19 protein-coding genes and 1 tRNA gene are annotated in these 23,988 nt (G+C 70.8%); 6 read left to right on the top strand and 14 right to left on the bottom strand.

Annotation, left to right across the window (positions count from 1 at the left end; genetic code table 11):
* The 5 genes from GGR71_RS06885 to GGR71_RS06865 are packed head-to-tail and all read right to left on the bottom strand — an operon-like array spanning position 1 to position 4,549.
* Positions 1-906, bottom strand: a complete 906-nt coding sequence (locus GGR71_RS06885) for a dihydrodipicolinate synthase family protein (protein ID WP_048489456.1) — start codon at positions 904-906, stop codon at positions 1-3.
* A complete protein-coding gene (locus tag GGR71_RS06880) occupies positions 903-2,273 on the bottom strand; it encodes an NAD(P)/FAD-dependent oxidoreductase (RefSeq protein ID WP_160963044.1) in 1,371 nt (456 codons plus the stop codon). The genes GGR71_RS06885 and GGR71_RS06880 overlap by 4 nt, the downstream gene beginning before the upstream one ends.
* Positions 2,266-2,514: a (2Fe-2S)-binding protein gene (locus GGR71_RS06875; RefSeq protein WP_184451759.1), complete on the bottom strand. Its 249-nt coding sequence runs from the start codon at positions 2,512-2,514 to the stop codon at positions 2,266-2,268. The genes GGR71_RS06880 and GGR71_RS06875 overlap by 8 nt, the downstream gene beginning before the upstream one ends.
* Positions 2,511-3,611, bottom strand: a complete 1,101-nt coding sequence (locus GGR71_RS06870) for an NAD(P)/FAD-dependent oxidoreductase (RefSeq protein ID WP_160963042.1) — start codon at positions 3,609-3,611, stop codon at positions 2,511-2,513. The genes GGR71_RS06875 and GGR71_RS06870 overlap by 4 nt, the downstream gene beginning before the upstream one ends.
* Positions 3,608-4,549: a 4-hydroxyproline epimerase gene (locus GGR71_RS06865; RefSeq protein WP_184451757.1), complete on the bottom strand. Its 942-nt coding sequence runs from the start codon at positions 4,547-4,549 to the stop codon at positions 3,608-3,610. Before GGR71_RS06865 ends, GGR71_RS06870 begins: the two co-directional genes overlap by 4 nt.
* 172 nt (positions 4,550-4,721) lie before the next feature.
* Here GGR71_RS06865 and GGR71_RS06860 point away from each other — a divergent pair, with 172 nt between their 5' ends.
* The 4 genes from GGR71_RS06860 (at position 4,722) to GGR71_RS06845 (ending at position 8,822) form a co-directional block, all read left to right on the top strand.
* Entirely contained in the window at positions 4,722-5,429 is a 708-nt protein-coding gene (locus tag GGR71_RS06860; RefSeq protein WP_017911046.1) for an AraC family transcriptional regulator, read from the top strand.
* A gap of 422 nt (positions 5,430-5,851) precedes the next feature.
* The gene (gene ftsY, locus GGR71_RS06855; RefSeq protein WP_160963038.1) at positions 5,852-7,231 is read left to right on the top strand and encodes a signal recognition particle-docking protein FtsY; all 1,380 of its coding nucleotides are present in this window, start codon (positions 5,852-5,854) and stop codon (positions 7,229-7,231) included.
* A gap of 209 nt (positions 7,232-7,440) precedes the next feature.
* Positions 7,441-8,502 (top strand): A/G-specific adenine glycosylase, encoded by a 1,062-nt coding sequence (gene mutY, locus GGR71_RS06850; protein WP_160963036.1) that lies wholly within the window; start codon positions 7,441-7,443, stop codon positions 8,500-8,502.
* 41 nt (positions 8,503-8,543) lie between these two features.
* On the top strand, positions 8,544-8,822 hold the full coding sequence (locus GGR71_RS06845; protein WP_184451755.1) for an oxidative damage protection protein: 279 nt from the start codon (positions 8,544-8,546) through the stop codon (positions 8,820-8,822).
* Positions 8,823-9,133: 311 nt separating this feature from the next.
* Here the strand turns inward: GGR71_RS06845 and GGR71_RS06840 are convergent, their stop codons facing one another.
* The 3 genes from GGR71_RS06840 to GGR71_RS06830 form a co-directional block, all read right to left on the bottom strand.
* On the bottom strand, positions 9,134-9,592 hold the full coding sequence (locus tag GGR71_RS06840) for a DUF6491 family protein (protein ID WP_160963032.1): 459 nt from the start codon (positions 9,590-9,592) through the stop codon (positions 9,134-9,136).
* Between the two features lie 115 nt (positions 9,593-9,707).
* Positions 9,708-10,622, bottom strand: a complete 915-nt coding sequence (locus GGR71_RS06835; RefSeq protein WP_160963030.1) for a M48 family metallopeptidase — start codon at positions 10,620-10,622, stop codon at positions 9,708-9,710.
* Positions 10,623-10,679: 57 nt separating this feature from the next.
* A complete protein-coding gene (locus GGR71_RS06830) occupies positions 10,680-12,533 on the bottom strand; it encodes an SUMF1/EgtB/PvdO family nonheme iron enzyme (protein ID WP_456362600.1) in 1,854 nt (617 codons plus the stop codon).
* 334 nt (positions 12,534-12,867) lie between these two features.
* Here GGR71_RS06830 and rnd point away from each other — a divergent pair, with 334 nt between their 5' ends.
* Positions 12,868-13,953 carry a ribonuclease D gene (gene rnd, locus GGR71_RS06825; RefSeq protein WP_160963028.1) on the top strand — a complete coding sequence of 362 codons (1,086 nt, stop codon included), beginning with the start codon at positions 12,868-12,870 and terminating at the stop codon, positions 13,951-13,953.
* A 105-nt stretch (positions 13,954-14,058) separates the two neighbouring features.
* Here rnd and GGR71_RS06820 read toward each other — a convergent pair whose 3' ends face one another.
* Complete coding sequence (locus tag GGR71_RS06820) at positions 14,059-14,463, bottom strand: H-NS histone family protein (protein WP_160963026.1); 405 nt, start codon at positions 14,461-14,463, stop codon at positions 14,059-14,061.
* Between the two features lie 228 nt (positions 14,464-14,691).
* Between GGR71_RS06820 and GGR71_RS06815 the strand changes: the two genes are divergently transcribed.
* Positions 14,692-14,767: transfer RNA gene (locus tag GGR71_RS06815), tRNA-Ala, on the top strand.
* Positions 14,768-14,958: 191 nt separating this feature from the next.
* Here GGR71_RS06815 and GGR71_RS06810 read toward each other — a convergent pair.
* The 5 genes from GGR71_RS06810 to GGR71_RS06790 form a co-directional block, all read right to left on the bottom strand.
* Positions 14,959-15,141 (bottom strand): hypothetical protein, encoded by a 183-nt coding sequence (locus GGR71_RS06810; protein ID WP_048489468.1) that lies wholly within the window; start codon positions 15,139-15,141, stop codon positions 14,959-14,961.
* Between the two features lie 84 nt (positions 15,142-15,225).
* Positions 15,226-15,747, bottom strand: a complete 522-nt coding sequence (locus GGR71_RS06805; RefSeq protein ID WP_160963024.1) for a chemotaxis protein CheW — start codon at positions 15,745-15,747, stop codon at positions 15,226-15,228.
* An 11-nt stretch (positions 15,748-15,758) separates the two neighbouring features.
* A complete protein-coding gene (locus GGR71_RS06800; protein ID WP_160963022.1) occupies positions 15,759-17,441 on the bottom strand; it encodes a CHASE3 domain-containing protein in 1,683 nt (560 codons plus the stop codon).
* An 81-nt stretch (positions 17,442-17,522) separates the two neighbouring features.
* Positions 17,523-19,190, bottom strand: coding sequence for a methyl-accepting chemotaxis protein (locus GGR71_RS06795; protein ID WP_160963020.1), 1,668 nt, complete (start codon positions 19,188-19,190; stop codon positions 17,523-17,525).
* 439 nt (positions 19,191-19,629) lie between these two features.
* Positions 19,630-23,973, bottom strand: coding sequence for a DEAD/DEAH box helicase (locus GGR71_RS06790; RefSeq protein WP_184451753.1), 4,344 nt, complete (start codon positions 23,971-23,973; stop codon positions 19,630-19,632).
* Positions 23,974-23,988 lie beyond the last annotated feature (15 nt).

Below are 23,988 nucleotides of genomic sequence, written 5' to 3'. Positions count from 1 at the left end.
TCAGTGCCCGGGATGAGTGGCGATGGCGTGGTCGATGACCTTCAGCGCGGCCTCGCGCTCGGCGCCTTCCAGCACCAGCCGCGGCGCGCGCACGCGCTCGCTGCCCAGGCCGACCTTCTCCTGCACCAGCTTGATCAGCTGCACGAACTTGGGCACGGTGTCCAGGCGCAGCAGCGGCAGGAACCAGTCGTACAGCGCCTTGGCCGCCGGGTAGCCGCCGTCGCGGGCCAGCTCGAACAGCTTCACCGACTCCTTCGGGTAGGCATTGACCAGGCCGGCGATCCAGCCCTTGGCGCCCATGCTCAGGCCTTCGACGATCGCATCGTCCATGCCCACCAGCAGCACTAGGCGGTCGCCAAGCAGTTCGCCCAGCGCGGCGAAGCGGCGCACATCGCCGGAGGATTCCTTGACCGCCTGCAGGTTCGGGAACTCGGCCGCCAGCTCGGCGATCTGCGCCGGGCTGAAATCGGTCTTGTAGGCGATCGGGTTGTTGTACAGGATCGCCGGCAGGTCGGTGGCGGCGATCACCGCGCGCATGTGCGCCCCCATCTCGCGCCAGTCGGTGGAATACACGTACGGCGGCAGCACCATGAGGCCACCGCAGCCGACCTGCTTGGCCGCCTGCGCCAGGCGCACCGCCTCGTCGGTGGACAGCGCGGCGATGCCCGGCACCACCGGGATGCGGCCGTCGACCGCCTGCACCAGGGTCTTCAGGATCGCCAGCTTGTCGTCGAAGCTCAGCGTGGCCGCCTCGCCCAGCGAGCCCAGCGGCACGATCGCGGTGCAGCCGGCGTCGACCATCACCTGCGCATGCTTGGCCAGGAACGCGTGGTCGATGCTGCCGTCGGCGTTGAACGGAGTGGTGATGGCCGGCAGCACGCCGTACCAGAAGGAAGCCTTGCTCATGGATGTACACCTTGTGGAGAGTTGCGAAGGGATGCCGCGCGCAACGGCGCGGCGCAAGCGGTGTCCGGACCGGGGTCCGGACAGGGATGGGCCAGCGCGTCCAGCCGCGCCGGGAACAGCGGCGGCCGGCGGCCGTCGTCGGAGAAATCGGAAGCGCGCGCGGCCAGGCCCAGTTCGGTCAGCGCGCTGCCGCAGATGCGGCCCTGGCAGGCGCCCATGCCGCAGCGCGAGGCCAGCTTGGCGTCGCGCAGGTCGGCATGGCCCTGCAGCGCGGCCAGCGGCACGTCCTCGCAGCGGCACACCAGCGTGTCCGGCGCGGCCAAGGCATGGATCCGCGGGTCCAGCGCGAACTGCCGCTGCAGCAGCGCGGCGAAGGCGCGCGCGCGGCGTCGCTGCGGCTGCAGCGCCTGCGCATCGGCGTCCTGGCCAGCGGCCAGGTGGCCGGCGATGGCGCCTTCCACCCGTGCGCAATCGCGCCCGCCGATGCCCAGCGCCTCGCCGGCGGCGTACACGCCGTCCACGCTGGTACGCAGTTGCGCATCCACCGCCACGCACGGATGCGCGCCGCTGCGGCCCAGGCGGCAGCCCAGCAGTTGCGCCAGTTCCACGTTCGGCACCAGGCCGTAGCCCACCGACAGTTGATCGCAGGCGAGACGGCGGCGGCCGCGCGGCCCGTCGATCTCCACCTCCTGCACGCGGCCCTCGCCGTGCGCGGCGATCACCACGCTGCCAGCGTGGTAACCGACCCCGGCCAGTTGCGTGCGCAGCGCCAACGCCTGCAGCGCCTTGTCCGGCCAACGCAGCGGCAGCTGCGCAGCGAAGGCCGCCAGCGCGCGCCAAGGCGCCTGTTCAACGATGCCCAGCACCTGCGCGCCATGGCGATGCAGCGTCGCCGCCGAGGCCAGCAGCAGCGGTCCGCTGCCGGCGACCAGCGCGCGCCGCCCGCGCAACGGCCAGCCCTGCTTGGCCAGCGCCTGGGCGCCGCCCGCGCCGGTCACCCCCGGCAGGGTCCAGCCCGGGAACGGCAACAGCAATTCGCGTGAACCGGTGGCCAGCACCAGCGCGTCGTAGCCCAGCCAGCGCGGGCCATCGGGACCATCGGTGAGCAACTGCCGGTCCTGCGCCAGCAACACCTGGTTCTGCGGCAGGAACGTCACCGCGCTGGCTGCCAGCTGCGCCAGCGCGCGCGCGGCCAAGCGCGGCGGCGCGTGGGCGACATCGTGGCGCCAGATCTGGCCACCGGCACGCGCCTGCAGATCGACCAGGCCGACGCGGCGGCCATGCCCGGCCGCGGCCAGCGCCGCCGCCAGCCCGGCCGGGCCGGCGCCGATCACCAGCACCTCGTAGTGGACGCGCGACTCAGCCATCTGTCCACACCTGCATGCCCTCGCGCGCCGGGGTGATACAGGCGCGCAACTGACCGACGCGGTCGATGCGTACCCGGCACTCGGCGCACACGCCCATGCCGCACAGCGGCGCACGCGGCTGGCCGCTGCGCGAGCGGCGGAAATGCATGGCGACCTGCGCCACCGCCGCGGCCACGCTGCTGCCGTCGACCACTTCCACGTCGCGGCCGTCCACCTGCAGGCGCAGCATCCGCGCGCTCATGCCAGCGCCCGCGCCGGCGCGTACGGCGCCGCGTCGATGGCCGTGGGCCGCTGCAGCAACTGGTCCAGCAACAGCCGCGCACTGCCCAACGCCGTGGTCACGCCCAGGCCTTCGTGGCCGGCCGCGACCCACACGTCGCGCCGCTCCGGCACCGCGCCCAGGTACGGACGCCCGTCCGGCGTGGCCGGGCGCAGGCCGGTCCACACCCGGATCGCCTGCAGTTGCCGCAGGCCGGGCAGGAACGCGAAGGCGCGCTCCAGCATCCGCTGCAGCATCGGCATCGACACTGCGCGGTCGGTCGCGTCGAATTCGCGCGAGGAGCCGATCAGGATCTGCCCGGTCGGCCGCGGCTGCACGTTGAACGCCACGCTGCTGCCGTCGCTGCCGTGCGCGCTGTCGGCATAGCCCAGCTCCAGCAATTGATGGGCGACGAAACCCGGATAGCGGTCGGTGATCACCAACTGCCCCTTGCGCGCGCGCATCGGCAGTTCCGGCAACAACTCCGGCAGGGCGCAACCGGTGGCGACCAGCACCGGGCCATGCAGCGCGCTGCCGTCGTCCAGGCGCACGCTCGCATCGGCCAACGCGATGACGCGGCGCCCGGCGTACAGCTGCGCGCCGGCGGCGCAGGCGCGCTCGACCAGGTAGCGCGCCATCCGCGGCGGATACACCACCGCCTCGGCGGCCACGCGCATGCCGCCGGCCAGGCCCGGCACCAGCGCCGGCTCCAGTTGATACAACCGCTGCGCATCGAGCGCTTCGGCGTGCACCCCGGCCGCGGCCAGGCGCTGGATCTTGGCCGGAATCCCCTCCAGCTCGCGCGCCTGCCGCGCCACCCACAGCGTGCCGCAGCGGCTGAACTCCGCCTCCGGCAGCGGCGCGAATTCCTCCCACAGGCGCAGCGAATAGGCCGACAACGCCAGTTCCGCCGGATCGTCGTCCATCGCCACCAGGTGGCCCATCGCCGCGGCGGTGGAACCGCCGCCGATGCTGCCCGACTCGACGATCGCCACGCGCAGGCCGGCGGCCGCCGCCGCATCGGCGCAGGCCGCGCCGACGATGCCGGCGCCGACGACGATCAGGTCGAAACCGCTCATGCGGCGCCGATGCCCCAGGCGAACGGATCCTGCGGATCGATCAGCAACTGCGTGCGCGCGGTGAGGAAGGCCTGCCCGGTGATGCGCGGCAGCACGCCGCGGGTGCCGGCCGCATAGCTGCCCTCGAACACGCTGCCGAGGATGCCTTGCTGGCGCCACACCTGGCCCGGCGCCAGCTTGCCGTCGGCAGCCAAACACGCCAGCTTGGCGCTGGTGCCGGTGCCGCACGGCGACCGGTCGTAGGCCAGGCCCGGGCACAGCACGAAGTTGCGCGCATCGGCGCTGGCGTCCGGCGCCGGCCCGTTGATCTCGATGTGGTCGATCTCGCCACCATCGGCGCCGCGGATGCCGGCCGCCTCCAGCGCCAGCCGCACCGCCTCGGTGTAGGCGGTCAGCGCGCGCTGGTGGCGCAATTCCAGCGCGCACGGCGTCTGTTCGGTGATGAAGAACCAGTTGCCCCCCCAGGCCACGTCGCCGCGCACGCGCCCGTACTCGGGCACCTGCACGTCGATGCCGGCGGCATGGCGGTAGCTCTCGACGTTGTCGACCGACACGCGGCCGTCGGCGTGCAGTTCCACGCCGACCGTGCCCACCGGCGTCTCGATGCGGTGCGTGCCCGCGCTCAGCCGGCCCAGTTCGGCCAGCGTGCGCACCAGGCCGATGGTGCCGTGGCCGCACATGCCCAGGTAGCCGACGTTGTTGAAGAAGATCACCGCCGCGCAGGCATCGGCGGCCACCGGCGGCAGCAGCAGCGCGCCGACCATGGTGTCCGAGCCGCGCGGCTCGCAGGCGATGGCGCTGCGCCAGGCGTCGAAGCGCGTGCGGAACAGTTCGCGGCGCTCGGCCAGGGAACCGGTTCCCAGATCGGGGAATCCGGAGACGACGACACGGGTCGGTTCGCCGGCGCTGTGCGAGTCGATGACATCGAGTGTATGCATGGGGCCATGCTCACATTCGGCATCGCTGCCGGCTAGCAGCGTTTGCCTGTCGCGAATGCGGAAGTTCGCACAACCCGGCCACGCCCGAAGGCGCCGACTTGAGCTAGCATCGGCATTCAGGGGACGCGCGGCGGCGCGCCCGCACCGCCGCCCACTTCCGCAGGTGAACGCCATGGACACTCTGATTTCGGCACTGGAACTGCAGACGCTGTTCGACGCCCTGCCGGACGTGGTGTTCTTCGTGAAGGACCGCGACGGCCGCTACACCCACGTCAACCTGACCCTGGTGCGGCGGCTGGGCAAGAAGTACCGCGCCGACCTGATCGGCAAGTCGGCCGCGGACGTGTTCCCGCTGCCGCTAGGCGGCAGCTACCTGATGCAGGACCGGCGCGTGCTGTGCGGCGAGGTGATCGAGAACCAGTTGGAAGTGCACCTGTTCCCCAACCGCACCCCGGGCTGGTGCCTGACCTTCAAGCGCCCGCTGTGCGAGGGCGAGGAGGTGATCGGCGTGGTCGGCATCTCCCGCGACCTGGGCCAGCCGGACAGCCGCCATTCCGCCTACGAGCGCATCAGCCGCGCCATGGAGCACATGCAGGCACACTACGGCGACAACCTGCGCGTGCAGACCCTCGCCGACCTGGCCGAGCTGTCGGTGGCGCAACTGGAGCGGCACTTCCGCCGCGTGTTCCAGCTGACCCCGCAGCAACTGCTGACCAAGATGCGCATCGAAGCGGCGATGCGCCTGCTGCACGGCGACGACAGCATCGCCAGCATCGGCCAACTGTGCGGCTTCGCCGACCAGAGCGCCTTCGCCCGCCAGTTCAAGGCCACCGTCGGCATGACCCCACGCGACTACCGATCGATGAAGGGCAAGCTGTGAGGGGCCGGGAGTGGGGATTCGGGATTAGGGATTCGTTTTTTGCTGAATGCGCGCGTTGAGATCGCGACGCTGCGGATGCAAAGCCCCTCTCCCTCCGGGGCGAAAGGGCACGGTTTGCGCGCCACTGGCGCGCGTGTCCTTGAGCGCCCGCGCCGCAAGCGCGGGCCGGGGCGCGGAGCGGGGGTTGGGGTGAGGGTCCGACGCAGCCATTGCGTCGAAACACCATGACAAATCCGCGCTTACCCTTGAGAGGGCGGCTTCACCGGGAGCGCTCGATCGCGGCTGAAGAAACGCGCCTACCTACGCACACGCGTTCACGACCCACAAATCCTATCCCGCCAACCATCCCAGCCAGCCCCCGCTGCACCGGCCGCTCAGGTCGCAAGTGGTAGCATTCTTCGTTTCCGGTCCACGCGTCATCCATGGTCAGCCTATTCCGCCGTAACAAGCCCCAGGACAACGCCGGCGAGAGCCGCACGCAGCGCTACAGCATCGAGGAACTGGCAGCCGCCTTCCCCAAGCCGGCGAGCGCCGAACCCGCTGCGCCTGCGCCGTCGACGCCGCCTGCCGCTGAGGCAGCGCCCGTTGCTCCCGCGCCCGCCACCACCCCGGAACCGACGCCCGCGCCGGTGGCCGAACGCAACGTGCAGGCGCCCGCCCCGGTCGCGGTCCCGCAGCCGCACCCGGCGCCGCTGCCGCCGGCAGCGCCCACGCCTCCGCCGCAGGCCTATGTGCCGGCGCCGGCCGCCGCACCGGCGCCGAGTGTGCCGCAGCCGACGCCGGCCCCCGTTCAGCCGCCCGCAGCGGTACCGCCGACGACTGTTGCCGCATCCGCCGCCGACGCCGACCTGGTGCGCAGCGACGCGCTGCCCGCCGCTCCGGCCGGCAAGCCCGGCTGGCGCGAGCGACTGCGCAACAGCAGCTTCGCGCGCAGCGTCGGCAGCCTGTTCTCGCGCAATCCCAAGCTCGACGACGACTTGCTCGACGAGATCGAGACCGCGCTGATCACCGCCGACGTCGGCATCCCCGCCACCACCGCGCTGATCGAGAGCCTGCGCAAGCGCATGAAGGCGCGCGAGTTCGCCGACGCCAGGGCGCTGCAGCAGGCGCTGCGCGCCGACCTGCTGGCGATCCTGCAGCCGGTGGCCAGGCCGCTGCAGATCGACCGCAATGCCAAGCCCTTCGTGGTGCTGACCGTCGGCGTCAACGGCGTCGGCAAGACCACCACCATCGGCAAGCTGGCCAAGCGCTTCAAGGACGAGGGCCACAGCCTGATGCTGGCCGCCGGCGACACCTTCCGCGCCGCCGCCGTGGCGCAGTTGCAGGCCTGGGGCGAGCGCAACGGCGTCACCGTGATCGCGCAGGGCCAGAACGCCGATGCCGCCTCGGTGGCCTTCGACGCGCTGCAGGCCGGCAAGGCGCGCGGCACCGAGGTGCTGATCGCCGACACCGCCGGCCGCCTGCACACGCAGACCGGGCTGATGAACGAGCTGGGCAAGATCCGCCGCGTGCTCGGCAAGCTCGACCCCAGCGCGCCGCACGAGGTGCTGATGGTCATCGACGGCACCACCGGCCAGAACGCGCTGTCGCAGTTGCGCCAGTTCCATGCCGCGGTCGGCGTCACCGGCCTGGTGGTGACCAAGCTCGACGGCACCGCCAAGGGTGGCGTGGTGTTCGCCCTGGCCCGCGAGTTCGGCATCCCGATCCGCTTCGCCGGCATCGGCGAGCGCCCCGAAGACCTGCGCGTATTCGACGCCGAGGCCTTCGTCGACGCCTTGCTGCCCGAGGCGCTCAGCGCCTGACCGCTGAAGCCCCTCTCCCCTCGGGAGAGGGATTGGGGTGAGGGTACGGCGCGAAGCGACTCGCGTAATCCAATCCACCAGGCTTCGCCCGTACCCTCATCCGCCCCTTCGGGGCACCTTCTCCCGGAGGGAGAAGGAACAGCACAGCCCCTCATCCGGTCCTTCGGGCCACCTTCTCCCGACGGGAGAAGGAACGAGTTCCTGCCAGCATGCGCCAGCCTCCCGACACCTTCCCCACCCGCCTGCTCGCCTGGTTCGACCGCCACGGGCGCCATGAGCTGCCCTGGCAGCATCCGCGCAGCCCGTACCGGGTGTGGCTGTCGGAAATCATGCTGCAGCAGACCCAGGTGGCGGTGGTCATCCCCTACTTCCTGCGCTTCCTGCAGCACTTCCCGACCCTGCCGGCGCTGGCCGCCGCCGACAACGACGCGGTGATGGCGCAATGGGCCGGGCTGGGCTACTACGCCCGCGCGCGCAATCTGCATGCCGCCGCCAAGCGCTGCGTGGAACTGCACGACGGCGACCTGCCGCGCGATTTCGAGGCCCTGCATGCGCTGCCCGGCATCGGCCGCAGCACCGCCGGCGCGATCCTCAGCCAGGCCTGGAACGACCGCTTCCCGATCCTCGACGGCAACGTCAAGCGCGTGCTGACCCGCTACCACGGCATCGCCGGCTACCCCGGCCTGCCGGCGGTGGAAAAGCCGCTGTGGGCGCTTGCGCAGTCGCATGTGGACGCCGTGCCCGACGGACGCATGGCCGACTACACCCAGGCGCAGATGGATTTCGGCGCCACCCTGTGCACCCGCGCCAATCCGGCATGCGTGCTGTGCCCGCTGCAGGACGACTGCGTGGCGCGCCGCGACGGCCTGGTCGAGGCGCTGCCCACGCCCAAGCCGGGCAAGACCCTGCCCGAGCGCGAGGCGCTGGCGCTGCTGCTGGAGAACGCCGCCGGCGAACTGCTGCTGCAGCGGCGCCCACCGACCGGCATCTGGGCCTCGCTGTGGACCCTGCCGCAGGCCGACACCGACAGCGACCTGCGCGCCTGGTACGCGCGCTGGATGCGTGGGCGCGACTACGAGGATGCCGAGGCGCTGCCGCCGATCGTGCACACCTTCAGCCATTACCGCCTGCATCTGCAGCCGCTGCGCCTGCGCAAGGTCGCCATGGGCGATGCGCTGGGCGACAATGGCGACCTGCGCTGGGTGGCGCGCGCCGACCTGTCGACGCTGGGCCTGCCCGCACCGATCCGCAAACTGCTCGACGGCCTCTAGCGCGCCAGCGCGCGACGTCGCGCGCATCGCCAGGAATTGCCATGTCCCGCACCGTCTTCTGCCAGTACCAGCAACGCGACGCCGAAGGTCTCGATTACGTGCCGTATCCCGGCGAGCTCGGCAAGCGCGTGTTCGCGCACATCGGCAAGGCCGGCTGGCAGGCCTGGCTGGCGCACCAGACCATGCTGATCAACGAGAACCGCCTGTCCCCGCGCGACCCCAAGCACCGCGCCTTCCTCGAAGCGGAACTGGAAAAGTTCCTGTTCCAGGGCGGCGCCGACAAGCCCGAAGGCTACGTCGCGCCCGATCAGACCTCCTGAGCACCGTCGCGTCGTCGCGTCACGCGCACGCGCCGACGCTCAGGCACCGCCAAGCGCCTGTAGGAGCGGCTCTTGTCCCCTTTTCGGGGATCAGCCGCGACAGAGCCTTGCCAGGAACGCCTGTCGCGGCTGAAGCCGCTCCTACGCGTGCGCCCTGCGGCTATCAGGCCTTGCCGCACTCCGCGTTGCCGCTGCAGCCCCAACGACAGGTTCCACTCCCGCAGCCCCAGTGAGCGACGGCGCGACATCACACTCGCCACACCGCCGCCCACCGCTCGCGAATCCCAAATCCCGATTCCCTAATCCCCGCCTCAGCTCGCAGGCGCCTGCTGCGCCCGTTCCTGCACCTTGGCCTCGCGCAGCTCCTTCTCCGAAGTGCGCAGCGCCTTGACGTCGAGCGGGCGGATGCTGTCGATGCGGCACGGCAGGCGGATCGCGGCGGGTCCGCCGCCGAGCACCAGCACGTCGTCGAATTTCGCCGAGACCTGGCTGCCGAAATGGGTGATGGCGATGCTGGGGGCGAAATCCAGGTCCTGGCAGGGGCCGGCGAATTCCAGCAGATAGGCCTGGTTCGGACGCGTCCACACCGCCAGCGCACTGTCGCCGAGCGCGGTCCAGCCGCTGAGCCGGTTGAAGTACTGGAAATCGCGCACCGGCGCGCCGGCATGGGCGCGGTACAGGGTCAGGCGCTCGTCGTCGCTGAGGCGGTTGGTGGCGCAGCCGGCCAGCATGACCGTGGCGAGGAGGGAGGACAGCAGCAGGCGTTTCATGGCAGTGCTCCTGATGGTGTGGAGCGCATCATGCGCCTGCCGCCGTGCACGCGAGCGTGGATAAGCGCGCGGCGTTCAGCGACAAGGCAGCCAACGAGTGCGGCGACGGCAGCGCTTACTGCGAGGCACCACGCGCCGACGCGCAGAAGCGCTGCCGGTACTCCAGCGCCTTGGGCATCAGCGCCTGCAGGTTCTGGATGCGGGTGCCCGGATTGGGATGGGTGGAGGCGAACTCCGGCGGCGCCTGGCCGCCGCTGCTGGCGCTCATCCGCTCCCACAGCGGCACCGCTTCGCGCGGGTCGAAACAGGCCGCCGCGGCCAGCATCAGGCCCACTTCGTCGGCCTGGGTCTCGTGGCTGCGCGCGTACGGCAATAGATAGCCGTAGCCCATCGCCGCCATCGCCATCTGCTGCTGTTGCGGATCCAGGCCGCCGGCGGCGCCGGCCATCTGCCCGATCTGGGTCAGCTTCTGCTGGGCCATGCGCTGCGCGCCATGCCGCAGCAGCGCATGCGCGATCTCGTGGCCCATCACCACCGCCATCGCATCGGCGTTCCTGGCCACCGGCAGCAGCCCGGTGTAGACCGCCATCTTGCCGCCGGGCAGGCAGAACGCATTGGCCTGTTCGGACTCGATCACGTTGACGTCCCAGTCGAAGCCGCGCGCGTAATGCTTGGCCTGCATGCCGTGCTCGGCGGCCAGCGCGTCCTCGACCACGTCGACCTTGGCGATCAGCCGCTGCGCGATCGCACGCACCTGCTGCGCCACCTGCGACTGCGGATCGACCGGACGTTCCTGCGCCAGGATCTCCTGATACGCCTGCAGACCCAGCGCCTTCTCGTCCTCCACGTTCAACGAGCGGTCGATCAGCACCTGCTCGCCGGTGTACGGATCCTCGCTGCGGTTGGAGAACCAGTAGAACCCGGCATACACGGCAAAGCCCAGCAGTACCAGCCAGCGCACCCCGCCCAGCGGTCCACGGCGGCCGCCGCCCGGTTCGCCGCCGCCCTGGCGGCCGAAGACCTCGTTCATCCCGTTTCCTCTCCCCGACTGGTGCGCCAATCTAGCGCCGGCACCGGCGCGACGGCGTCAAATGCCGCGCACCAGGCGGAAGCCGACACGTGCGCTGGTGCTGTCCGAATCCTGCATCAGCCGCCATGCCGCGCGCGTCTGCTCGGGCGCGTTGGCCCAGTTGCCACCGCGCACCACCCGCGAGCGGCAGCCCGGGTTGTACCAGGCCGCGCCATCGGCGGGCGCACGGCGATAGCTGGCATGCCAGCAGTCGGCGACCCATTCGCTGAGGTTGCCGGCCATGTCGTGCAGGCCCCAGGCGTTGGCGGAAAAACTGGCCACCGGGGCCGGCCCCCAGAATCCGTCGGTGTAGCCGACGAAGGCGTTGCGCCAGTGCCGCCCGCTGGGCGAAACGTCGCCGCCGCCGGTGAAGTTGCCGCTGCCGCGCGGCGGCGTGCCGGCATTGCCCCAGGGATAGCGGCCGCGGCCGCCGGCGCGCAGGGCGTACTCGAACTCGGCCTCGCTGGGCAGCCGGTAGTGGCGCCCGGTCTGCTGCGACAGCCAGGCCGCATAGGCTTCGGCGTCGCGCACGCTGACGTGCATCACCGGGCTGTTCGGCGCCGCCCGCGCGCCCTGGTAGTCGGACTGCCAGTCCACCCCGTTGCGGCGCACGAAGTTGCCGCTGCGTTCGTCGTAGACGGTGGAATGGCCGCGCCGGGTGGCGCGCGGACGCGCATTGGTGGCCTCCACGAAGCGGCGGAACTCGGCCACAGTGACCTCGGTGATCGACATGGCGAAACCGCGGTCGAAGCGCACGTAGTGCTGTGGCATCTCCGCCGGCGAGGCCCCGGGTTCGGTCTCGGCCGCGCCCATGCGGAAGCCGCCGTGCGGCACCACGATCATCTGCGGGCCGCGGCCGCCGTCGTGCATGCCGTCGGTGAACACCTGCCCGGGGCGGAAGCTGCCGTAGTGGGTGGCCAGGTCGATGCGTTCGCGCAGCATCGCCGCCACCGGATCGCCAGGGTCGGCGATGCGCAGCACGTCGCCCAGGCGCTCGCGCGCCGACTTCAACCCGGCCGGCGTGGCCAGATCGCGCAACCCGGCATCGCGCAAGGCGGCGATGCGCGCCACGCGCACCTGCTCCACGCGCACGCGCGCATCGCGCACCGTGGGCGCGTCCTCGCGCACCCGCGCCGCGCGCGCCAGCCAACTGCCGGCGGCGGCGAAATCGGAGGCCGCCGCGGCCGTCTCGGCGCGACGGATCAGCGCGCTCTCCACCGCCGCCACGCCCTGCCGCGCGCGCGCATCGTCCGCATCCAGCAGCAACGCCTCGCGGAAATTGGCCAGCGCCCCGTTGCCGTCCTCGCCCAGGCGGCCGCCGCGCAGGTCGTCCTCGCCGGCGCGGTTGTAGGCCAGCACCCGCGAGGCGGTCTCCACCCGCTGCTGCAGGCGCCGCACCGCCGGATCGTCGGCGTCCAGCCACAGCGCCACCATGGCGATGCGCGTGGCCTGCTCGAGCGTGCGCTCGGATCGCTCCGGATCGCCCAGCGTCTGCGCGCCGAGCTGCAACAACCGCCGCCGCGCCTTGCGCAGGCCGTCCTGGGCGACGCGATCGTTCGGCGCCAGGCTGCGGATCGCCAGGTACAGCGGAATCGCCGATTGCGCATCCTCGAACAGGCGATCCTCGGCGAGCGCGTGCGCCGCCTGGCGCCGCGCCTGCGGCAGGCCGCTGCGGGTCAAGGTCGGCAACGGCGGCTGCCAGCGCGCGACGGTCTCGGCCGCGTCCTCGCCGCCGATGGTCACGCTGGGCGCCTGCACCGGCCTGGTCGGTGTCGACCGCGCCGGCACCATGGCAGCGGCGGTCGCAGGTGCGTGATCGGCGACCGGCGCCGGCGGCTGCCGCGCACAGCCGACCAGCACTGCCGCATACATGCTCCAGACCATCACAACGCCGCTGCTGCGCACTTTTCCTCCGAACCATGGTCCTAGGGCGTGTCACCAATTCCCGAGTATGCCGCGTTGGGCCTGGCAGGCGCGCGGGCGGCGTTGCACGGTGCAGCGCCTGACTGGCCGTCAGGTCAAGCCGCGCGGCGCCGCCCGCGCGCCTGCCAGGCCCAACCCGAAGAGCCGTGATTGCGCGCGGCATGCTCGGGGATTGATGAGACGCCCTTGCGACGCCGCCCCACCCGGCACGCCGTGCGGCCGGCGGAGCGACGTTAGGCTATTCTCGCCTGCCTGAGCAAACCCTGCAGTCAACGGAAATCACGTGCCTTATTGGATCAAGCAACCCGCCGAGCTGAGCGAACGGCTGGCGCAGCGGCCGGCCCGCATCGGCCTGGATACCGAATTCGTCCGCGAACGCACCTACTGGCCGCAACTGGCGCTGGTGCAGATGGCGGTGGGCGACGAAATCCTGCTGATCGACCCGCTGATCCCCGGCATGGCGCAGGCGCTGGCGCCGTGGCTGAGCGATCCGGGCATCCTCAAGATCATGCACAGCGCCAGCGAAGACTTGGTCGCCTTCAAGTGCGCCTGCGGCACCCTGCCGCGGCCGCTGTTCGACACCCAGATCGCCGCCGGCCTGGCCGGGCTCGGCGCCGGCATGGGCTACCAGAAGCTGGTGCTGGAGATCACCGGCGTGCACCTGGCCAAGGGCGAGACCCGCTCGGACTGGCTGCGCCGCCCGCTGTCGCCGGCGCAGTTGGAATACGCCGCCGACGACGTGCGCCATTTGTTCGCACTGCACGACGATCTGCAGGCGCGGCTGCAGACCCTGGAGCGCGGCGACTGGCTGCACGAGGACGGCGAGCGCCTGCTCGGCACCGTCGAGCACGACGACGGCGAGCGCTGGCCGCACCTGGGCATGCGCTCGGCGCAGTTCATGGACCGCCCCGCGCAACTGCGCCTGCTGCGTCTGTTGCGCTGGCGCGACGCCCAGGCCCGGCACAGCGACAAACCGCGCAGTTGGATCCTGGACAACGAACTGGCCGCCACCCTGGCGCGGTTTCCGCCGGACGATGTGCAGGCCATGCTGGCGTTGTTCGACAAGCACCCCAAGGCGCCGCGCAAGCTTAGCGATGCGGTGTGGCAGGCGCTGACCACCCCACTGGCCGACGAAGCCGACGCGCCGCAGGCGCTGGCCGCCAGCGACGACAACAAGGCCGCGCTGAAGCGGCTGCAGGACGCGGTGGCCGCACGCAGCGCCGAACTCGGCCTGCCCGACGGTCTGCTGGCCTCGCGCAAGCACCTTGAAGCCCTGCTGGAAAGCGCGCAATGGCCGACGCCGCTGGCGGGCTGGCGCCGGCGCGAACTGGAGCAGCGGCTGCAGCCGCTGCTCGCCAGCGCGCGCTGAGCGGGCGCGGCCCGGCCGATCGCGCCGCCTCGTCCGCGCAGCACGATCGGGTCAACGATCGGGCATAAAAAAAGGCCAGGAATTCCTGGCCTTTTTTTCGTTCGCTCAATACTTGAAGAGCGGGAACTTCAGATCCGGATGGCGCGCCTTCCATTCGTTGTAGGCGGCGGTGCCTTCCCAGGCGGCGAACGCCTTCGGCGTGCGACCGCGGCCGGACCAGGTTTCGCCGGTGTGCGGCAACTGGTACTTCGGCTTGACCTCGCTGCGGCCGCCGGCGGACTTGCTGCTGGTCGGCTTGGGCGCCGCGCTGGTCACGCAGGCGGCGATCTCGTTGCGCTGCTTGGCGCTGAAGAACTCGGCGAACTGCTCCAGCAGCGACAGCACGTTGGCATGCGCCGCATTGGTTTCGCCCTCGCGCGCCTGCCGCTCCTGCTCTTCCAGCTTGCGCATTTCTTCCTGCAGCTTGGCCTTGGCTTCGGCGATCTGTTGCAAGTTGCGAACTTCCGTCATGTGTAAAGACCTGTCTTGAGTCAAAGGTGTGAAGCGGACGGTATATTTCGTCCAGAACGAAATCACTGCGGGGGATTTCGGCCGCCGAGTATATCGACTCCATGCGAGCGCTGTAGACAAAAGGCGAGCACGTTTCCCGGCCCGGCCGGTCCCCTGCCCCGGCGCCGCCGATGTTGCACTGCCCCCTTGGCACGCGGCCCCGTGCCCTTTACACTACGCGTCTGATGTGGGGCGGTAGCTCAGCTGGGAGAGCGTCGCGTTCGCAATGCGAAGGTCGAGGGTTCGATCCCCTTCCGCTCCACCATCTTGCCGTCTTCGACGGTGCAAACGAGGTCAGACAGCCACCAGGCTTTCTGGCCTTTTTTGTTGGCCGATCCTGCGCCTGGCCGCGCTCGATCGCGCGGGGTGCGCCATCCGCTGGCGCGCTGTGCAGTCCTTGGCCGTCGCCCTGACGGAACGGGTAGCGGATGCACTCCGTTCCCGCCGCCGCATCGCTCAGTCGTGGTCGTCCTGCGCGGCCTCGCCCTGGCCGGAGCGCGGGCCGCGCTCGTGCGCTTCGCGCAGCTTCTGGTCTTCCAGGCCGGGCCGCTGCTTGGCGGTATCGTCCTGCGCACGGTCCTGCCGGCCCTCGTGGATGCCCTGCTGCTTGCCCGACTGGGTGGTCTCGTCTTTTGCCATGGTCTGCACCTCGCTGGGGCGGATGCCCGTTTGTCGCCACCCTAGCGAGGCCGCCGTGATGCAAGGATCACGGCGTGTCGCGCGTCACGCCGCCAGCGCCGGCGCGCCGGCCTCGGCGATGTCGTCGCTGCGCAGCAGCCGCGCGCGGTCGAGCAGGATCACCAGCCGATCCTCCAGCTTGCCCATGCCCTGCAACAGATCCCGGCGGATATCGCTGCCGAAGCTCGGCGGTGCCTCGATCTGCTGTGGTGGCAGTTCCAGCACCTCGTTGACCGCATCCACCAACAGGCCGAAGGACTGCGTGCCGCCGCCCTCGTCGGTGGCGGCAGTGGCGATGACGATGCAGCTGCGCCGGGTGACCTCACTGGGCCCACGACCGAGCCGCGACTGCAGATCCACCACCGGCACCACCGCGCCGCGCAGGTTGATCACCCCGCGCACGCAGGCCGGCATGGTCGGCACCGGGGTGGGCGTGCGGTACTCGATGATCTCGTGAATGCCGGCGATATTGAGCCCGAACAGTTCGCGATCCAGTTGGAAGGTCAGGAACTGCCAGCCGCCGTGCGGCACGTCCCCGTCCGCGGTCTCGTAGCGATCGTTGTGCATGGTCTTCCCCTTCAGAAATTGACGAACTGGCCTTCGTCCGGCGCATCCGCCAGCGCGTAGGCCGGAACCGCGCGTGCACGCGGGCGCAGGGCCTTGCCGGCATTGCGCAGCGGGCGCGTGGCCGCCGGCCTGGGCGCCACCGGTGCGGCGCGGCGCGGCGCTGCCAGGTCCTGTTCGCGGTTGAGGCGGAAGAAGCCCATTGCCTGCTGCAGCGATTCGGCCTGGGTGCTCATCTGCTCGGCAGTCGCCGCCAACTGCTCGGAGGCCGCCGCGTTCTGCTGCGTGGCCTGGCTGAGCTGGGCCACCGCCAGGTTGATCTGGGTGACGCCGGAGGACTGCTCCTGCGAGGCCGAGGCGATCTCCTGCACCAGATCCGAGGTCTTCTTGATGCTCGGCACGATGGTACCGAGCAAGTTGCCGGCCCGATCGGCCAGGCCCACGCTGCTGGCGGCGACTTCGCCGATCTCCTGCGCCGCGACCTGGCTGCGCTCGGCCAGCTTGCGCACTTCCGCCGCCACCACCGCGAAGCCCTTGCCGTGCTCGCCGGCGCGTGCGGCTTCGATCGCCGCGTTCAGCGCCAGCAGGTTGGTCTGGTAGGCGATGTCGTCGATGATGCCGATCTTCTGTGCGATCTGCTTCATCGCATGGGTCGAGGCCAGCACCGCTTCGCCGCCCTCCACCGCCTCCTTGGCCGCCTGCGCCGACATGCCCTCGGTGACCTTGGCGTTGTCGGTGTTCTGCGCGATGGACGCGGTCATCTGTTCCAGCGAGGCGCTGGTCTCCTCGACGCCGGAGGCCTGCTCGGTGGCGGCCTGGCTCAGCGATTGCGCGGTGGCGCTGACTTCTTCCGAGGAGCCGGCCAGCGATTGCGCGCTGGCGTTGACCTCGCCCACCACCTCCGCCAGCCGCTCGACCATCGCCTGCAGCGCCACCATCGCGCTGGTGCTGTCGTTGGGCCGGGTCGGCACCTGCACGGTGAGATCGCCACGCGCGATCCGCGAGGCCACTTCCATCACCGTGCTCGGCTCGCCGCCGAGTTCGCTCATCAGCGAGCGCGCGATCAGGAAGCCGATCAGCGACGCGCACAGCGCCGCAACCAGGCTGCCGACGATCAGGGTGAGGTTGGTGCGCTGCTGCAGTTGCTCGGCCTCGGCGGCACGCACGGCGAGCAGTTCGCTCTCGGCGCGGCGCACTTCGGCCATGCGGTCGCGCATCGCGTCCATGTAGGCCTTGCCCTTGGAGGCACGCACCGATGCGGCCAGCGCCTCCATCGTCGCCTGGCCCTCGTTGACGTTCTTGCGCAGCGCGATCTGCGGATGCACCGCCTGGCTGAGCCATTGCGCCTGGGTCTGCTTCAGCGCGTTCAGGCGCTCCTGCTGCTTGGGATTGTCGGCGGTCAGCTCCTGTGCCGTGCGCAGGTGGCTGTCGAAGCTGGCGACGCCGTCGCGGTAGGGCTGCAGGAACGCATCCTCACCGGTCAGCGAGAAACCGCGCGTGCCGGTCTCGATGTTGATCAGGCTGCTGAGCGCGGCATCGACTTCGGCGATCACCTTGTAGGTGTGGGTGTTCCAGTAGTTGGCCTGCGACAACGCGGACACGTTGAAGTAGGCGACGCCGGCCAAGGCCAGCAGGATGCACAGGACCACGGCGAAGCCACCGTAGAGTTTGGTTGCGATCTTGAGATTCTTCAGCACGGCACTCTCCCGACATGGGGCAGTTGTGACAACGACAGCGACACGGAACTGGCGGCGCGAGCGGCGCCGCCAGGGAATGGATCAGGCGCGGCCCAGCAGCGCTTCGCTGCGGTCGCGATTGCCTGCGCCGGGACGGCGCGCGACGGCGGACGGCGCACGCGTCGCCCAGCGCGAGCCGGCGGCACGCAGCGACAGCGCCGCCTCGCCCTCATCCGGCATCTGCGTGGCGCGGCGCGTGGCGGCGGACAACTGGAAGAAGGCCATGCTGTCCTGCAACTGCACCGCCTGCGTGCTCATCGATTCGGCGGTGGCCGCCAGCTCTTCGGAGGCGGTCGCGTTCTGCTGGGTGATCTGGCTCAGCTGCACCACCGCCGCATTGATCTGGGTGACGCCGGACGACTGTTCCTGCGAGGCGGCGGCGATTTCCTGCACCAGGTCCGAGGTCTTCTTGATGCTGGGCACGATGGTTTCCAGCAGCTGACCGGCGCGTTCGGCCAGTTCCACGCTGGAGCCGGCGACCTCGCCGATCTCCTGCGCGGCCACCTGACTGCGCTCGGCCAGCTTGCGCACTTCCGCCGCCACGACAGCAAAGCCCTTGCCGTGCTCGCCGGCACGCGCGGCCTCGATCGCCGCGTTCAAGGCCAGCAGGTTGGTCTGGTAGGCGATGTCGTCGATGATGCCGATCTTGTGTGCGATCTGCTTCATCGCCGCCACCGTGGCCACCACCGCCTCGCCGCCTTCCAGGGTCTCGCGGGCCGCCTGCGCGGCCATGCTGTCGGTGATCTTGGCGTTGTCGGTGTTCTGCGCGATCGAGGCGGTCATCTGTTCCAGCGAGGCGCTGGTCTCTTCCACGCCAGCGGCCTGTTCGGTCGAGGCCTGGCTCAACGACTGCGCAGTGGCGCTGACTTCCTCCGACGCGCCGGCCAGGCTTTGCGCACTGGCATTGACCTCGCCGACCACCTGCTGCAGCTTGGCGACCATGCGCTGCATCGCCTGGAGCAACTGTGCGGTCTCGTCGCGGCCACGCACATCGATCGACATGCTCAGATCGCCCTCGGACAGCGCATTGGCCACGCTGACCGCCTTGCCGATCGGCCGGGTCACGCTGCGGCTGATGAACACGCCCAGGCCCACGCCGAGCAGCACGCCGCCGATCACGATGGCCAGCATGGTGCGGGTGCTGCTGGCGTAGATCGCGTCGGTGGCATCGTTGGCCAGCGCGGCATTGGCCTCCTTGGTTTCGCTCAGCTCCGACATCAGCGCATCCAGTTCGTCGGAACTGCTGCGCACGCCCTTCGACAGTTCCGCCAGCTGCGCATTGCCTTCCGGCAGCGGCTCGCGCATCACCGAGTCGACGAACTGGCCACGCCGCTCCAGATAGGTCTTCCACACCTGGTCGAAGCGGGCCAGCTTGGCCAGCGTGTCCGGGTCGTCGAACGAGGTCCTGGCCTTGTCCATGTGCTCGACCACCTTGGCGGTGTACTTGTCGAGGCTGGCGACATGCTTGGCGCGATCTTCCGCCGTGCTGGCCAACTGCAGGTTGGCGCGCGAACGGCCGGCGTTGATCAGATTGATGTTGGCCTCTTTCAGGTGCGACAGGCCGAGCAACTCGCGCTCGTACAGCGCCGTGGCGTAGTCGTTGATCCGGCCCGAGTTGCGGATGCCGACCCAGCCAATGCATGCGCCGATCGCCGCCACGATCAGGAATGCCGCCGTCAGCCTGACCCCGATTTTCATATTGCCCAACATGGTGTACCCCGATTCTGTGTGTGTCCGGTTGCGCCAGGCAGCGCCTCCGGCCGTCTTCCGCAGTGCCTCGCGGAGTGGACACATTCGCTCCGTTGCGAGCGAGAACGCTGCGCCGCAACGTCTGTGCGTGAGGGCTATCGGCGCTATTGACGGTGCCTTTAAATCGCGTGAAAACTGCGGAATTCCGCATATCGCAGGCATTGCGAGGGCACTGTATGAATGCGCAACAGGCGTTGCACCGCCGCACTTGGCGCGTGTGAAGACGCTTTATCGGCGCTTGTGGCGCGGATGCCGCAGTTGTTCTGCAAGGGCAGATGCTCGCGGTTTTGCATCGAAGACGAAGTGGGATGCCAACCCCTTTAATTTGTAGACAGAACGTGAAAGCAGCGCCGATATACCCGCTGCCGCGGTGTGTGCACATGGGTGTGGCACAGCGCCTTCATGCCATCGGCAGCGCCGCGACCACTCGCCATTCCGCCGCGGCGCCACCGCGCAACAGTCGCTGCGCACGCGCGAGCTCCTCGGCATTCATGTCCTGCAGCGGCTCGAAGCGCTCGCCGACCCAGCTCGCCATCGGCACGCCATCCCGATACAGCACGCGCGCGCCCGCCACCCGCGGCACCCGCGTGCCGGGCAGCACACTGCCGAGCAGATTGGCCGGATCGGCGGCGGCCACGCACACCCAACTGCCGTCGCCGGGTTGGCGGCGGAGGTGCCGCAGCAGGCCGATCGCGTCCGGCAGGGCGAACTGTTCGCCGGACAGGCCGTCGATGAAGCGCCCGCCGCGGATCTCGCCGCGCGCCTCCAGGCGCTGGTAGACCCGCAGCAACTCGCGCCACGGTGGCAACCACGCCGCCTCGCGCTCGAGCAGACGCCAGCAGACCACGCCGTAGCGGCGCAGCAGGGTCCGCGCGACGTGCTCGACCGCCTCGCTGCGCGCGGCCGGGTCGTCGGCCTCGGCGCCGGCCCGCAACAGCGTCCAGCGCCCGGCGTCCTGGATGCCGCCATACAGCGCCATGCGCGGCCGCCGCCGCGACAGCGCCGACGGTCGCTTCGATGGCGGCACCAGCAGTGCGCGCAGGCCGGCGTAGCTGTCGCAATGGACCCGGCCAGCGGCGACCAGCTCGGCCAGCGCCGTCTCCAGTTCAGTGGACAGCAGCCGGGTGGCCTCGGCGATCTCGTCGAAGAACGAGGCGCCGTGCGCGGCGAGATGGTCGGCGACCTTGCGCGCGCGCGAGCCGAGCGCGTCGGCTTCCGCAGGCGGCGACAGCCGCGACCACTGTCCGGCGTTGCGCCGCGGCAGCAGCAGGATCGGCGTACTGCGCAACGTCGGCGCGGCGCCACCGGCGCCGGGGCGCAGCCGCGTCCACAGCGTGCGTCCGGCGCTGCAGGCATCGTCCAGCCAGGCCGGGCGGTAGTCGCGCACACGTGCCGGCAACAGTTCCGCCTCCCACAACGGCGCCGCGGCCTCGACACCTTCCAGTTGCGCCAGTACCCCGGCCAGCGCCTCGGCGCCCTCCACCTGGCCCTGCGCATCCAGGTGCTGCCAGCGGAACAGGAAGCGGGCGTAGTCGCGCGGCGCCACCGGCTCGATCTCGCGACGCAGGCGGCCGAGGGTGTAGCGGTGGATACGCGCCAGCAGGTGCCGCTCGCACCATTCCTCGGCATCGGCGTCGGCGCTGAACCGCCCGCCGAGCACATAGCCGTCCTGCTGCAGCGCCAGCAACCCGGCCTGCACCTCGCGCAGCGGCAGGTGCAGCGGCGCTGCCAGCGCCTCGGCGGTGACCGGGCCCAGGCCGGCCAAACGCCAGCGCAGCAACTCGCGCAACGCGCTGTCGCGCTCCCAGTCGGCCACCACGTAGCCGTCGGGCACGGCGATCACCGGCTGCGCGCTGGCCTGCGGGTACAGCGGCGCCACCGCCGCCAACGCTTCGGCCGTCACCCACAGCGCTGCGGCGGCACCGTCGACGCCATGCAGGCAGGTGGCGCGCGCATCGGTGGCCAGTTCGCCCAACCACTGTCGCCACTGCGGCTGCGCAGCGGCCTCGTCCGTGCTCAGCACCCCGAGCGTGAGCAGCGCCTCGTGCATCTCGTCGCGGCTGCGCGGCTGCGGCCAGGCCTCCTCGCGCACCGCCGCGATCGCCTGCGGATCCAACTGGCCCAGATCGTCGGCGCTGTCCGGATCCTGGTAGCGGCGGCTGTGCACCGCCTGGGTCCGCCGCTCCTCCAGCGGGGCGTCGTCGAGAAAGGCATAGGGCCGCGCGTCCAGCGCCTCGGCCGCCAGCGGCGAGGGCGCGGTCAGTTCGCGCGCCAGCACGCGCACCTCCCCGGCCTCGATGCCGCGCAGCAGTTGCAGCCAACCTGCGCTGTCCATCGCCTCGTCCAGGCAATCGCGCAAGGTCTGCGCCACCAGCGGATGCTCGGGAATCTCGCGCTCGCCGACCAGGTTCTCCGCGCAGGCCACCTGGTCGGGGAACACCGTGGCCAGCAGATCCTCGGACTTCATCCGCTGCAGTTGCGGCGCGACCTTGCGCCCGCCGGTGAAGCGTGGCAATGCCAGCGCGTTGGTGGCGTTCCAGCGCCAGCGCACGCCGAACAGCGGCGCGTCCAACAGTGCCTGCACCAGCACGTCCAGCGCCGAGGCGGCGCGCAGGTAACGCGCCACCTCGTCCAGGGCGAAGCTGTGCCGGGTCGACAGCGACAGCACGATCGCATCCTCGGTCGCGGCCGCCTGCAGTTCGAAATTGAAGGTGCGGCAGAAGCGCTTGCGCAGGGCCAGGCCCCAGGCGCGGTTGATGCGGCTGCCGTAGACGCTGTGGATCACCAGCTGGGTACCGCCCGTGGCGTCGAAGAAGCGCTCCAGCACGATGCACTGCTGGGTCGGCAAGGCGCCCAGCGCCGCATGCGCGCGGCCGAGGTAGTCGACGATCTGCTGCGCGGCGGCGGCATCCAGCGCCAGTGGTCCGCACAGCCACTGCAGCGCCTGCGCCGCCGCGCCCTGCTCCAGAGCCTGCTGGACTTCGGCACGCAGCCGCGACACGCCCAGCGACAAGGCGTCGCTGCGCCCGGGCGCTTCGCCGATCCAGAACGGGATGTTGGGCGGCGCGCCGCGCGCGTCCTCCACCCGCACCCGCCCCGCTTCCACGCGCAGGATGCGGTAGCTGGCGTTGCCGAGCTGGAACACGTCGCCGCCCAGGCTCTCCACCGCGAAATCCTCGTTGACCGTGCCGATGGTCTGCGCCTGCGGCTCCAGCACCACGCTGTAGTCGCCGGTCTCGGGGATGGTCCCGCCGGAGGTGAGCGCCGCCATCCGCGCACCGCGGCGCTGGCGCACGCGGCGATGCACCGCATCGCGATGCAGGTAGCCGGCGCGCGGCCCCAGCCGCGTGCTGAACCCTTCGCTGAGCATGCGCAGCACCGCGTCGAACTGCGCGCGCGGCAATCCCGCATACGGCCAGGCGCCACGCACCAGCGCGTACAGCGCGTCCTCCTCCCACTCCTGACAGGCCACCTCGGCGACGAGCTGCTGGGCGAGCACGTCCAGCGGCGCATCGAGCATGCGCAGCGCGTCCAGTTCGCCGCGGCGAACGCAATCCAGCAAGGCCGCGCACTCGACCAGGTCGTCGCGCGACTGCGGAAACAGCCGCGCCTTCGGCGTGCCGCCCACCGCATGCCCGGAACGGCCGGCGCGCTGCAGGAACGCGGCGATCGAACGCGGCGAGCCGAGCTGGCACACCAGGTCGACGTCGCCGATGTCCAGGCCCAGTTCCAGCGACGCGGTGGCCACCAGCACCTGCAGTTCGCCGGCCTTGAGCCGGCGCTCGGCGAGCAGCCGGGTCTCGCGCGCCAGGCTGCCGTGATGCGCGGCCACCGCTTGCGTGCCGAGCAGCTCGCCGAGATGCCGCGCGGTGCGCTCGGCCATGCGCCGGGTGTTGACGAACACCAGGGTGGTGCGGTGCGCGCGCACCAGCTCGGCCAGGCGCGTATAGGCCTGCTGCCATTGGTCGGCGGACATGGTCACGCTGAGCGGCGTCGGCGGCACCTCCAGCGCCAGGTCGCGGGCACGTGCATAGCCGATGTCGACGATGGCGCAATCCGCCTCGCCATCGTGCACCGCCGCGCTGCCGACCAGGAAGCGCGCGACCGCATCGATCGGCTTCTGCGTCGCCGACAGGCCGATGCGCAGCGGCGGCACCTCGCACAGATGCTGCAGGCGCTGCAGGGACAGCGCCAGATGGCTGCCGCGCTTGTTCGCCGCCAGCGCATGGATCTCGTCGACGATCACCGTGCTCACATGGCGCAGCGTCTCGCGTCCGGACACCGACCCCAGCAGCACGTACAACGACTCGGGGGTGGTCACCAGCACGTGCGGCGGGCGCCGCCGCGCCTGCGCGCGCTCGCGCTGCGGCGTGTCGCCGGTGCGCACCGCGGTGCGGATCTGCACATCCGGCAGGCCCAGTGCCGCCAGTTCGGCGCGAATGCCCTGCAACGGCGCCTCGAGATTGAGCTGGATATCGTTTGAAAGCGCTTTCAGTGGCGAGACGTACAGCACCTGGGTGCGGTCCTGCAGGCCGCCTTCGCGCAGGCCTTCGCGCACCAGCGCGTCCAGCGCGGCGAGGAATGCAGTGAGGGTCTTGCCGGAGCCGGTCGGCGCAGCGACCAGCGTATGCCGTCCGGCCTGGATCGCCGGCCATGCCGCCGCCTGCGCCGGCGTGGGCGCAGCGAAACGCTGTTCGAACCAGCGGGCAACGGCAGGATGGAAGCGCATCTGCGCCAACGACATGCGATCTCCTGTGCC

It is taken from the genome of Xanthomonas sp. F1 (assembly GCF_014199855.1).
The sequence above is the reverse complement of the archived record's forward strand: the minus strand, read 5'-3'. Positions and strand labels throughout refer to the sequence as shown.